Source organism: Herpetosiphon llansteffanensis, from assembly GCF_003205875.1.
Taxonomy (GTDB): domain Bacteria; phylum Chloroflexota; class Chloroflexia; order Chloroflexales; family Herpetosiphonaceae; genus Herpetosiphon; species Herpetosiphon llansteffanensis.
The window spans coordinates 57,473-68,838 of sequence record NZ_PUBZ01000090.1 but is presented as its reverse complement, the minus strand read 5'-3'; the positions used below and the strand labels follow the sequence as shown (position 1 = coordinate 68,838).

The following is an 11,366-nucleotide window of genomic DNA, read 5'->3' as shown; positions in this document are numbered from 1 at the left end:
GGCTAGGGGGCTAGGGGGTGAGGGAACATAAAAGTTTTAAAAATCACTCTTGACAAATTATGCTATCCGATTGTATAGTCACTGTCAAATACTACACAGATGGATAGCATAAAATAAAAGGAAATGCAGATGAGCGCAACAGCCTTGGAAAAGACCGCCTTAATTGCCCCAGGCCCACGTGGACGCTTGTTGGTTGGTAATTTGCACGATTTTATAGATGATTTTTTGCTGACGATGCAGCGTGATTTTATTGCCCATGGCGATATTGTGCGCTACCGGATTGGCTCGCGCGTGGTGCATGTGGTTTCAAATCCCAATTATGCCCAGCATATTTTGGTCGATCATCAGCGCGATTTCCCCAAAGTTGGCGGCAATGGTGGCCTAGAAATCATCGCGGGCAATGGCTTAATTTCCAATCCCAGCCCTGAATCGTGGCTGGTGCAACGCCGCATGATGCAGCCAATGTTCCATCGCAAGCGCTTGGCGGCGATGGGCGAAAAGATCGATGCAGCCGGAGCGCGCATGCTTGCGCGCTGGCAAGCCTTGCCAAATGCAGCGCAGATCGATATGAACCACGAGATGTTGCAAGTAACGCTCGACATTATTATGCAAACGATGTTTAGCGCCGATATGCTGGGCGAAGTTGGCAAATTGGCTCCAGCAGTCACGGCGGCGGTTGATTATGCCAATTATCAAATTTTCAATCCATTTAGCTTGCCCTTGCCACTGCCAACCAGCCGCAATCGGGCCTATATGCAAGCGCGCAACGTGCTTGATAGCATGATTTTTGGCTTGATTCAGCAGCGCCGCGCGGCCAGCGAGCCGGTTGGCGATTTGCTCGATATGTTGCTTGAGGCTCAAGATGCAGATACTGGCGCGCGAATGAGCGATGAGCAGATTCGCGATGAAGTGCTGACGATTTTTGCTGCTGGCCACGAAACGACCGCCAACACCTTGACCTTTGCTTGGTATTTGCTCGGCGAACACCCCGAAATTCGCCGCCAATTGCAGGCTGAGCTTGATAACATGCTGCAAGGTCGTACCCCAAGCGTCAACGATTTGCCAAATTTGCCCTACACCAACCAAGTGTTTAAAGAAGCAATGCGCTTATATCCGGCAGCGCCAATTACTGGGCCGCGCCGCGTAACCAAGCCCACCCAACTTGGTGGCTACGATTTACCAGTCGATTCGCGAGTGATTGTGAGCATCACCAATTTGCATCGTCATCCAGCGTTTTGGGAAAACCCGTTGGAGTTTGATCCAACTCGGTTTGCGCCAAATGCCAAGCAGCCACGCCACCATTTAGCCTTTATGCCATTTGGGGCGGGGCCGCGCAAGTGCATTGGTAACAATTTGGCCGAGATGGAAGGCGCATTGTTGTTGGCCTGCGTGGCGCAGCATTACAACCCGCAATTGAAAACGGGCCATCAAGTTCAGCCAGAAATGGCGATTACGATGCGCGCCAAAGGCGGCATGCCAATGCTGCTCAAACGGCGCTAAATAAGTGTTCCCTCACCCCAACCCCTCTCCCGTGGCGCGGGCGAGGGGCTTTAATTCCATTGTTAGTTCGCAGTTCATTTGGAAAACTAGGTTTCTTTCAACAATTTATAATCATCGGGATTATCGAAGCCAGCAATCCAGGCTGCTGCTTGATGGCAACTGCGCATCGATGGCGGCACGCGCAAAACATAGCGCCGATCAGTTGAAGGACATTGCACCGCCAAACAGACCAAATCTTCATCGTTGGGCATTGGCATTTGCAGCAAACGCCGCACGCCACCAGTATCACGATCGCGATCAAGCTCTTTGGCCTCTGCTTGGGCAAAAAACTCTTCGTAGCCTTTGCGCTCAAGCAAAACCCGCCGCCGCTCAACATTCACTTCATCGATAATTTCGCTGACGCTGATCGTTTCTGGTTGGAAGGCAATGCGCTCGTCGATTGGCACGCCGTTCCAGCGCAATTGGCTAACTTGGCTATGTTCGGGCAAGCTGGTAATTTCGGTATTGCCTAAATCGAGCCACGAATGCACTACCAAGCCTGCTGGCAACTCGGTGAGGCTGCTGCATCCACGCACGCTTAATTGGGCTAATTCGCCAAGCCAAGCTGGCAAATTGGGCATGTTGATACAATTGCGGGCCACAATTCGGCCAACGCTGATCCGGCCTGCGCTTGGCCAACGGCGAAAATTAACACAATCGGTCAAATCAAGAAAGTTGACATCAATACCTTCGGGCAAGGCTTCAAGTGCCGTACAACCACGCAGCACCAACGAGCCAACTTTCAAATTGCGTGGCAAGCTTTTGAGCTGAATATTATTGCTCAGATTCAAGCGATTTTGCACATGCACCAAGGGCAAATGCTCAAGGTTGGTATTACGCAGATCAAGTTCAAAGCAGTGCAAACCTTCAGGAATGCTGGTCAAACCAGTACAACCGCTCAAATCCAAGCGGCCTGCGTGCAAATCCTTGGGCAAATAGCGCAGTTTGGTACAATTTTTGGCTTCGATTGCGGTTGCAACGATGCCGCGCGGCAAAAATTCAATATCTTTATCCAACACCAACGTGCCACTAATTGGCTGGCCACCAAGATCTTCAACACCAGCGCGAATTTGAGCTAAGGCTGTGGCGGCAGTCATCATTTCATCATGCATCGATCGTTCCTCAAAGGCTGGTGGTAATGGGTGAGCATTACCACCAGCAGCAGCATTAATCAACAACCCGCCGAATTTCTTGCGGTGAATATTCGCGTTGCATCCAGACCCGATAATTGCCACGTGGCAATTCGATCATGGCATGTTCTTCGTGAATCAGTTGGGCGTTATCAGCAGTCACTTCAACAAACAACGAATCGCCACGTTGCCAAAGTGCAACTGTATCGGCCAGCTTGAAACGATGGCTATGGCCGGTGACTTCGCCATAAGCTAAAGTCGAGCCATTGCGCGGCGTTGCATCACTCGGAATTTGATCAATTGCTGCGATGAGGACATCACCATGTCGCCACATTTGCAAGCCCTTTCTGCTCAGGTGAGCACTAATGCCGCTGCGAATGCTGCCGTTCCAGCGACCCTTCCTGAGCTAGTATAACGCCGCGCCGTGTCAAACAATGTCACAGCAAGCATGCAATATTTCGTGATAAAACGTAATGACTAACGCAAACCAATTGATTTATTGCCTAACAGCGCTATACTATGACCAGTTTTCAAATGAGTATAAACAAGGAGCTGGTATGCGCGATTTTTGGCCACAAGTTCAGGCCTTAGCTGGCGAAACCTTGGCTACCACAGCCCAACGGCGCTTATTTACCATTCTGAGTGTCGATGCAGACGAGTTGTGGTTAGAGCCGCATCGAACGCGTAAAAAACGCTGGTTGCGCCGCAAAGATTTTGAGGTTTTGTTGCAGAGCGGGGTTGATTTGAAGCGTTTAACGCGGGCTGATATTGCTGAACATATGCCCAATGCCCGTTTCAATACCGCCTATGTTTATACTATTTTGGCCCATTTGGGGATTATTGATGATTAATTGGGCAGCACATGCATGATCGAAAATAAAAAAATGCTGCCCAGCGCAAATCTAAAAGACCTTACGAGGCATCGCTGCTACAATACCAACTGCCAACAACGGCGACGCTCGCCCCGTTGCTATCGGTAACGACAAGGTTTACCCGACCTGTGCGGCCAAGCGTACAACCACCATACACCGAGCTGCCAGCATTTTGCATAATGTCGGCATTAGGCCCAGCACTCCAAGTATAGCTATAGAGACCGGTTCCGCCGCTGGCGTAGGCATCGCATGCAAATGCACCACGATTATGCTGAATACCATTGCTATAACATGATACGCCAACGGTTAATGACTGAGGAGCCGCTGCAGCTGGAGCCAAGGGCGTAAAGGCCAAAGCACAGGTTGCAACCAACAAACCAACGATCCGCCGTGAAATTTTTACCATTGCCAAATCCTTCCATATTCCAGCAATCGTCCTAGATAGGTACGTAGCTCAAGATTATTATTCATTTGACAGTGTTAATCAATAGGCACTTCATGAATATTTCATTAATAAACATTAACTATCTCTATAAGTAACTGCTTGACAACCAATCAAGCCTAATATATAGTTAGGTTGCTAAATAAAGGAACTTCGATGTCAAAACCTATTCGCTACTTAAAACTCAGTTATATTCTTATGCGCAAGAGCTTAGATGAAGAATTGAGCGCCTATCATCTGACAACTTCACAATTTGAGATTTTGGGCTATCTCTATGGTGAGGATCAATTGGAGCAACAACAACTCCAGCAATATAGCGGTGTTACGCCAGCAACCTTGACCGGAATTTTGGATAAATTAGAACAGCGCGATTTATTACGGCGTAGTCTGAGTCATGATGATGGCCGTGCCAAGATGGTTGGCCTCACTACGGCTGGACAGGAGCTTGTTGGCCAATTAATCAATGTTTTCCATTCCTTTGAAGCAAAAATGCTGCAAGGTTTTTCAGCAGCCGAACGGGCGTTGTTTACTGATTGGCTTCAGCGCGTTGCAGCAAATTTAGGCTATCACGAGCCTGATTAATTTTTTTGGTATATATTTAGCATCCTAATTAATTCACCTATAAAGGATTTATATGCATATTGTGGTAACTGGTGGAACAAGCGGAATTGGTGCAGCAGTAGTGCGTGAACTAAGCCAAAACGGCCACCATGTGAGCTTTATTGGGCGCAATTCGGAGCGTGGTCAGGCGCTTGCTGCTGAAACAGGCGGACATTTTATTCAGGCAGATTTATCGTCGTTGCGCGCAACACATCAAGTTGCATCCCAATTCCAAGAGCCTATCGATAGTCTGATTCTGTGTGCTGGTGGCATTGGCTCAAAACCAACACCTCTCGTTACGAGCGAAGGCTTTGAAACCCTATTTGCTACCAATTATCTGAGCAAATTTAGCTTATCCCAACAATTACTACCACTATTGAGTGCCAATGCTAGCTTGGTGATGGTTAGTGGGAATGGACGTTATAAAAATGCCTCAACCGCTTGGCAAAGGATCGAAAAAGGCTTTCGAGCGGCGTTAAAGGCGGGATTAGCACTTGATTTATATGCTCGGCAGCTAGCCAAAAACCAGCCAACGCTACGCATCCATACGTGCTATCCAGGCATGGTTCGTACTAATTTATTTAAGCATATGGCGTTGCCAGTGCGGGTAGTAGTGAATTTGTTTGGTCAATCGCCAGCCCAAGCCAGTAGCTATTTCACGCAGCTCGTTAATCAACCTCATGAGGGAGTGCATTGGCACAAAACAACCCCCATGCGGCTTCAACTGCCACCAGCCGCCGATGATTTAGCACGTGAATTATGGAACTATAGTCACAACATTCTTGCCAAATATAGCTAGGAGTTAATAATGAACTACAAACTTGGTTGGTTGGTTGAGCAGTACGTTTTAGCGCTTACTCATTTTACCTCAGCCATCAGTGCTGAGGAATTTCAGGCAATTTTGGCCGAGACTCAAAACTATTTGCAAGCTATTGAGCATCCTTTTCAAGTAATCATTGATAATCGCATAATTAGCGATCTGAATATTGTATCGTTAGAAATAATTATGCAAGCTTTTCCAGCATTAAATCATAAATACTTAAGCTGGATTGTGATGATTTTGCCTGAGCCAATTAAACATACGGCGGCTGAACATCCAATTCAGCAGCATGGAACAATTCAGCTCATCTATGTTGAAAATTTGCAACGCGCACTTGATCATGTGCAGCATGCTGAACCAAAGCTCAATTTAAGCCAGCGCGATCAAGGCTTTTTCGATCACCATTAGCGCAAACGTTGCGCTAAAAGCCCTTTGACCAAGCCGAGGATCACAAATGAAATGACCAGCAGCAGCAAGGCCAAAACCAGCGCTACATTTAAATCTTGCTCGAAGCCTTGGTAAATTGCCAAGGGCATGGTTTGGGTGCGACCAACGAAATTACCAGCAAAAATAATGGTTGCCCCAAACTCACCCAACGCTCGCGCCCAGGTCATCACTGCTCCGCTGACCAACCCAGTCCACGCCAAGGGAATGCTGATAAACCAAAAAATTTGGCGCGCATTGGCTCCATCGAGCGCCGCTGCATCCTCAAGATCATGGTCAATTGTGGCGAAAGCAGCGCTAGCAGCTTTGATATAAAACGGCGAGGCCACAAACACCTGAGCCAACACCACCGCCGCCGTTGTAAAGGGCAATTCAATCTCAACGATCCGCAGATATTGGCCAAGCAAGCCACGCCGCCCAAATGCCATCAACAGCGCAATGCCCGCAACTGAGGGCGGCAAAATCATCGGCAAATCGATCAAGGTATCGAGCAAGCTTTGGCCGCGAAAGCGTGGACGAGCCAAGAGAATCGCGATTGGCGTGCCAAACAGTAATGTAATCAGCATACTGCTGCTGGTGGTCAAAATGCTAAGACTGAGTGCTTCGCGGACTGCTTGTTTGGCAAACGTGTTGGCTAAAGCATCAACTGGCACGCGCAACGCCAAGGCAATTAATGGGATCAGCAAAAAGCCCAGTAACGGCAAACTACCAAGGATGAGCCAAAATTGACGGCCAAAGCGCTTGTTTCGCATGAATCTTCCATAAAAACAGGATAGGTTGGAGCCTATCCTGTTGGTCTATGTTGGCAATGATGAGTGTTATTTTACCGTGATTTTGACCAGCTTTTTAATTTGGTTAGCGCTGGTGTTGCTTGGAATGATACTGGTAAAGCTGCCATCACTCTCAACAGCAATGATTGCGCGTGGGTCGGCGGTTAAGTCGGCAATTGGCACAACGCTTTGGCTACCATCGCTACTAATAAATTTGAAGGTTTTAGCATCGGCCTTGGGTTGAATTTGGATCAACAATTGACCAATGCCTAAACCACGAAAACTCTGGCCTTCAAACTCAACTTGTTGTGGTTCGAAGCCTGCGAGCGAGTCAGCGGTCAGGTTTAGCGGAGTCGTGAGGTTCCCGTCAATCTGGAGTTGATAGATCGATGTAGACGCAGGATCATTGACGGTGATAAAACCATAACGCGCCAAAATTTGCTGGCCTTCTGCAGTCAAAACAAAATCGACAAAGGCTTGGGCTAAGCTGGGGTTGGCACTATTTTGGGTCGTTGCAATTGGATAGGTGGCGATCGTATTCAGCCCATCAGGAATTGCCAACGTGCCAATGCTGCCATCGCTGATCGACGAGGCATCGGTGCTATAGACAATGCCTGCATCGGCCTCGCCAAGCGAAATTTTGCTCAACACGGCTTTGACATTGGCCTCATAAGAAACCACATTCAACAACACGGTTGGGCTATAGCTAGTGCCATATTCGGGCAAAGCCGAAGCCTTGGCCAAAAAATCCAAGGCATAGCCACCAACTGGCACGCTCGCACTAGCCAAAACCAGCTTTAGATTGGGCTTGGCTAAATCCTGCAAGCTTTGAATTTGAGCCGGATTATCGTGGGGATAAATCACAATCAAGCGATTACGGGCAAAAGGCAGACGCGATGCATCGTTGATTACGCCAGCATCAACCGCAATTTGCATTTGTTTCGAGTTCGCCGAAGCAAAGACATCGGCAGGCGCACCTTGGATCATTTGGGTTGCCAATTGATCCGAGCCAGCAAAATTGAAATTAATCTTCGTGCCGGGGTGATTTTTCTGAAATTCGTTGCCAATATCAGTAAATGCGCCAGTTAACGAGGCTGCTGCAAAAACATTAATCTCGCCACTCAAGCTTGGGGCGGCGTTGGTTGGATTAGCGGGAGTGGTTGGGGCAGGGGCGTTTGTCGCGCCACAGGCCAATAAACTTATGCTCAGCACGCATAATCCAATATGCCGAATCAACTTCATTCTCAACATCCTTAGTTCAGACCCACAATCAGGGTTGCTGCCGTTTTCAAGCGCCTAGCATACCACGTTAATCAAGTAAGAAGGAGGAAGGATGAAGGATGAAAGCCAAAAAACGAATTGGGAATTGCGAATTTGATCCACGAAGGGCACGAAGGATGAAACCGCAAAGAGCGCGAAGAGCACGAAGGGCTATCGGCTTTTGGCTTTTGATATTTCATCCCTCATAATTCATCCTTCATCCTTATCTTCGCCACAGATTGTCACAGATGTTGAGGATTGGGCTATTGGCTGTTGGCTATTGGCTTTCATACTTCATACTTCATACTTCATAATTTCGCTATGTTCTATGTTCTTTGCTCTTTGTTCTTCCTCAACCCCAACAATTCACCAGCGCGTATCAGCGGTTTATCAGCTGATTAGCATTTGGGCGCAGCATGAGCTTGGTATAGTACACTCACTATGCGTTTATGAGTGAGGACGAGCATCATGCGACGATTATGGCTCTTTGGCGTGGCTGGAATCTTCAGCGCTTTATGGCTGCTGGTAGCGTGTGGCGTACCAGACCAAACCAGCAATCAGGCCGATCAAACCACCCCACCGTCGGCCCAAACCAGCCCCTTGACGATTGTGATTACGACAAGCGCTAACTTGCAGGCCGCCTCGTTGACCAACCCCTTGGTGCTGACCCAAACTGAACCATTGGTTTGGTTGGCATTAGCCAAGAAAGACCCAGCTATGAGGGAATTGATCCCAGCTGAGGTCGGCGTTGAGGATGGTATCTATCCAGCTCCGTTAATTTCGATTAATGGCTTAGGCCAGCAAACCACGATTACCACTGAAACCTATGGCTTGATTGATCGTGAGCAAGGCTTACCGCTACCAATTTATGTACCTAACCCGCTCCCCGACCAACCCTTTGCAGCTCGCGTCTTTACAGATCATGCCGAGATTTCATGGCAAATAAGTGATGTTCAATTTTCACCCAAGCTTGATTATGCAGCTATTCGCAGCTTGCAGGTTGGGGAATCAACCTCATCGGATACAAGCAGAATAGAATTAACCAATCTACAGACTGGCGTTACAAGCTATATCGGCGAAGCAGCAACCGATCTTAGCGTACAACACTATTTTATTGGGTGGTCGGATAGCGGCATTTATGAGATTTCAGGCAGACATAGCTCATCAATCCACCGATTTGATCCAAGCAGTCCTGAGTCAAAGACTAAGGGTGGATATTGGAAAGTTGGCGGTGAAGGAGGGTTTGATGATTACTTCGTCGATATTCAGCATGGCCTATTGGCGTTTGCTAAAACAGGCGAAAAATCCATGGTTGGGATTAAGCAGCTGCAAACCGATACTGATCTAGTTGTAGAACCAGCGAACGATACTGTTAAGATTGACCATTTATCGATCTCGCCAGATGGCCGTTATCTCGCCTATCTTTACCACCCAACAAGAACCGAAGATATTGATCCGACCCCAGGCAACATTCGCCTATATTCGATTGAACAGCAACGTGCTTTGGGCGAATTGGCAATTGAGTTGAATCCTGATACTGTGCGTGAGAAGTTAACTCATTATATTTCAGCAGTTGATGGAACGATGCTGCTGTGGTCAGCTGATAGCCAATATCTCTTAGCCTTGACCTGTGACCCGCAGACTCCATGGAAATGGAACCAATCTAGAGCCACTGCAACCTGCGATGAGGCCTCGCCAATTAAACAGCAACGCCACGCCCTCGTGTTTCGCATCGCCGATCAACAACAACTAGCTGATATTGTTTTACCGGCCCGTACTGGCTCGATCAAGTTGATTCGCCCCAATCTGTTGGCAATGATTGCCTATGTTAAGGGCGAAGCATTGTTGATTTTTTGTAATCTTGAGACTGGTCAGCAAACCATCCCACTGGCGCTTGGCAAGGTTGTGCCGCTGATCGTCTATCCCCGCTAATACGGTGGATTGGTATAGTACAAGCAATCCAAGTTTATGAGTGAGGAATCGTAGAATGCGACGATTATGGCTCTTTGGCGTGGCTGGAATCTTCGGCGCTTTATGGCTAATGGTGGCGTGCTCAATCCCAACCTTGAATAACAACCATGCAGATCAAACCACTTCACCATTGGCCCAACCCGACCCCTTGACGATTACCATAACCACTGATTTGCAGGCTGCCGCACTGACCAACCCTTTGGTGCTGACCCAAACTGAGCCATTGGTTTGGTTGGCACTAGCTGAAAAAGATCACGAATCGCCAAATTTAAGCCAAGCTGAGATTGGGATTGAGAGCCGTATCTACCCAGCGCCATTAATTTCGGTTAATGGCTTAGGCCAGCAAACCACGATTACCACCGCAACCTATGGCTTGATTTATCGTGAACAAGGCTTGCCGCTGCCAATCTTCTATGTGCCAAATCCAACTCCCAATCAACCATTTTCAGCTCATGTTTTTGCTGATCGTGTCGAGATTTCGGCCCGTGCTACTGTTCTATTTTCACCCAAGCTTGATTATATTGCGGGTTGGATTAAGACCATTGGGGAATCTTCAGATACACACAGGCTAGAATTAACCAATGTACAGACTGGTGTCACAAAATCTATCGTCGAAGAAGCAACTGATCTTCGGCAGTACGGTAGATTGATTGGTTGGTCGGAGGGTGGCATTTATGGTATTTCTTGGATGTATGGCTCCCAACCATACACAAAAATAAGGCGCTACGATCCCAATAAAGCTAATTCCACTATTCAAGAATGGTATGTTGGCGGTGATGGTGGTTTTGATGATTATTTCATTGATATTCAGCATGATTTGTTAGCATTTGCCCAAAACGAATGGGAGCCAAAGGCTGGAGACCCAACCATTAGTATCGACAATTTATCAATTTCGCCAGATGGTCGTTATTTAGCCTATCTTTATCACCCAACATTGACTGAATATGCCAAGCCAACTCCAGCCAACATTCGCGTATATTCAATTGAACAGCAACATGCCTTGGGCGAATTGGCAATGGGCGTGAATCCTGATATATCGCGTAGATATTATGCAACAAATAGTTTGCCCTTTGACCCAACAATGCTGTTGTGGTCAGCTGATAGCCACTATCTTCTAGCATTAACTTGTGATCAACACATCCCATGGCACAGAACCTACGGTTTAGAGACGATTGTTCCAACCTGTGATGATACCTCGCCAGTTGAACAACAACGCCATGGCTTAGTATTTCGTATCGCCGATCAACGCCAAGTAGCTGATATTGTGCTGCCAGCGCATACTAGCTCGATCAAATTGATTCGCCCCAATCTGTTGGCGATGATTGCGTATGTTAAAGGCGAAGCATTGTTGATTTTCTGCGATCTTGAGACTGGCCAGCAAACCATCCCACTGGCACTTGGCAAGGTCGTACCATTGATCGTCTATCCCCGCTAATACGGTTAATCAGATAGCTTTAACGCAGCGGCGCAGCGGATTAAAAGCTGCATCGCTGCGGTAAAACCCGATTTACGAAGCGC

At 47.8% G+C, this 11,366-nt stretch carries 12 protein-coding genes; 7 read left to right on the top strand and 5 right to left on the bottom strand.

What is annotated here, in order from left to right:
• The first annotated feature begins 129 nt into the window (after nucleotides 1-129).
• Nucleotides 130-1,500, top strand: coding sequence for a cytochrome P450 (locus C5S61_RS11170; RefSeq protein WP_164689375.1), 1,371 nt, complete (start codon nucleotides 130-132; stop codon nucleotides 1,498-1,500).
• A gap of 86 nt (nucleotides 1,501-1,586) precedes the next feature.
• On the opposite strand, the gene C5S61_RS11165 is transcribed toward C5S61_RS11170, so the two are convergent.
• Together C5S61_RS11165 and C5S61_RS11160 are read right to left on the bottom strand one after the other, a co-directional pair.
• On the bottom strand, nucleotides 1,587-2,651 hold the full coding sequence (locus C5S61_RS11165) for a DUF6745 domain-containing protein (protein ID WP_110515138.1): 1,065 nt from the start codon (nucleotides 2,649-2,651) through the stop codon (nucleotides 1,587-1,589).
• 55 nt (nucleotides 2,652-2,706) lie between these two features.
• Nucleotides 2,707-3,003 (bottom strand): DUF8820 family protein, encoded by a 297-nt coding sequence (locus C5S61_RS11160; protein WP_110515137.1) that lies wholly within the window; start codon nucleotides 3,001-3,003, stop codon nucleotides 2,707-2,709.
• A gap of 223 nt (nucleotides 3,004-3,226) precedes the next feature.
• Here C5S61_RS11160 and C5S61_RS11155 point away from each other — a divergent pair, with 223 nt between their 5' ends.
• Nucleotides 3,227-3,520 carry a hypothetical protein gene (locus tag C5S61_RS11155; protein WP_110515136.1) on the top strand — a complete coding sequence of 98 codons (294 nt, stop codon included), beginning with the start codon at nucleotides 3,227-3,229 and terminating at the stop codon, nucleotides 3,518-3,520.
• 61 nt (nucleotides 3,521-3,581) lie between these two features.
• On the opposite strand, the gene C5S61_RS11150 is transcribed toward C5S61_RS11155, so the two are convergent.
• Nucleotides 3,582-3,947, bottom strand: a complete 366-nt coding sequence (locus tag C5S61_RS11150; RefSeq protein ID WP_110515135.1) for a hypothetical protein — start codon at nucleotides 3,945-3,947, stop codon at nucleotides 3,582-3,584.
• A 192-nt stretch (nucleotides 3,948-4,139) separates the two neighbouring features.
• Here C5S61_RS11150 and C5S61_RS11145 point away from each other — a divergent pair, with 192 nt between their 5' ends.
• The 3 genes from C5S61_RS11145 to C5S61_RS11135 are packed head-to-tail and all read left to right on the top strand — an operon-like array spanning nucleotide 4,140 to nucleotide 5,811.
• Entirely contained in the window at nucleotides 4,140-4,565 is a 426-nt protein-coding gene (locus tag C5S61_RS11145; protein WP_110515134.1) for a MarR family winged helix-turn-helix transcriptional regulator, read from the top strand.
• A gap of 52 nt (nucleotides 4,566-4,617) precedes the next feature.
• Complete coding sequence (locus C5S61_RS11140; protein ID WP_110515133.1) at nucleotides 4,618-5,382, top strand: SDR family NAD(P)-dependent oxidoreductase; 765 nt, start codon at nucleotides 4,618-4,620, stop codon at nucleotides 5,380-5,382.
• A 9-nt stretch (nucleotides 5,383-5,391) separates the two neighbouring features.
• Nucleotides 5,392-5,811 carry a hypothetical protein gene (locus C5S61_RS11135; RefSeq protein WP_110515132.1) on the top strand — a complete coding sequence of 140 codons (420 nt, stop codon included), beginning with the start codon at nucleotides 5,392-5,394 and terminating at the stop codon, nucleotides 5,809-5,811.
• Here the strand turns inward: C5S61_RS11135 and C5S61_RS11130 are convergent.
• On the bottom strand, nucleotides 5,808-6,599 hold the full coding sequence (locus C5S61_RS11130) for an ABC transporter permease (protein WP_110515131.1): 792 nt from the start codon (nucleotides 6,597-6,599) through the stop codon (nucleotides 5,808-5,810). The two genes, C5S61_RS11135 and C5S61_RS11130, sit on opposite strands and share 4 nt — an antisense overlap.
• A gap of 66 nt (nucleotides 6,600-6,665) precedes the next feature.
• Nucleotides 6,666-7,859, bottom strand: a complete 1,194-nt coding sequence (gene modA, locus C5S61_RS11125; protein ID WP_164689374.1) for a molybdate ABC transporter substrate-binding protein — start codon at nucleotides 7,857-7,859, stop codon at nucleotides 6,666-6,668.
• Between the two features lie 486 nt (nucleotides 7,860-8,345).
• Between modA and C5S61_RS11120 the strand changes: the two genes are divergently transcribed.
• Together C5S61_RS11120 and C5S61_RS11115 are read left to right on the top strand one after the other, a co-directional pair.
• Nucleotides 8,346-9,809 carry a hypothetical protein gene (locus C5S61_RS11120; protein WP_110515129.1) on the top strand — a complete coding sequence of 488 codons (1,464 nt, stop codon included), beginning with the start codon at nucleotides 8,346-8,348 and terminating at the stop codon, nucleotides 9,807-9,809.
• Between the two features lie 55 nt (nucleotides 9,810-9,864).
• Complete coding sequence (locus C5S61_RS11115; protein WP_110515128.1) at nucleotides 9,865-11,283, top strand: hypothetical protein; 1,419 nt, start codon at nucleotides 9,865-9,867, stop codon at nucleotides 11,281-11,283.
• Nucleotides 11,284-11,366 lie beyond the last annotated feature (83 nt).

Coding starts and splice junctions, on each gene's coding strand:
- C5S61_RS11170 (WP_164689375.1), top strand. CDS start 130: ATGAGCGCAACAGCCTTGGAAAAGACCGCCTTAATTGCCCCAGGCCCA.
- C5S61_RS11165 (WP_110515138.1), bottom strand. CDS start 2,651: ATGCATGATGAAATGATGACTGCCGCCACAGCCTTAGCTCAAATTCGC.
- C5S61_RS11160 (WP_110515137.1), bottom strand. CDS start 3,003: ATGTGGCGACATGGTGATGTCCTCATCGCAGCAATTGATCAAATTCCG.
- C5S61_RS11155 (WP_110515136.1), top strand. CDS start 3,227: ATGCGCGATTTTTGGCCACAAGTTCAGGCCTTAGCTGGCGAAACCTTG.
- C5S61_RS11150 (WP_110515135.1), bottom strand. CDS start 3,947: ATGGTAAAAATTTCACGGCGGATCGTTGGTTTGTTGGTTGCAACCTGT.
- C5S61_RS11145 (WP_110515134.1), top strand. CDS start 4,140: ATGTCAAAACCTATTCGCTACTTAAAACTCAGTTATATTCTTATGCGC.
- C5S61_RS11140 (WP_110515133.1), top strand. CDS start 4,618: ATGCATATTGTGGTAACTGGTGGAACAAGCGGAATTGGTGCAGCAGTA.
- C5S61_RS11135 (WP_110515132.1), top strand. CDS start 5,392: ATGAACTACAAACTTGGTTGGTTGGTTGAGCAGTACGTTTTAGCGCTT.
- C5S61_RS11130 (WP_110515131.1), bottom strand. CDS start 6,599: ATGCGAAACAAGCGCTTTGGCCGTCAATTTTGGCTCATCCTTGGTAGT.
- modA (WP_164689374.1), bottom strand. CDS start 7,859: ATGAAGTTGATTCGGCATATTGGATTATGCGTGCTGAGCATAAGTTTA.
- C5S61_RS11120 (WP_110515129.1), top strand. CDS start 8,346: ATGCGACGATTATGGCTCTTTGGCGTGGCTGGAATCTTCAGCGCTTTA.
- C5S61_RS11115 (WP_110515128.1), top strand. CDS start 9,865: ATGCGACGATTATGGCTCTTTGGCGTGGCTGGAATCTTCGGCGCTTTA.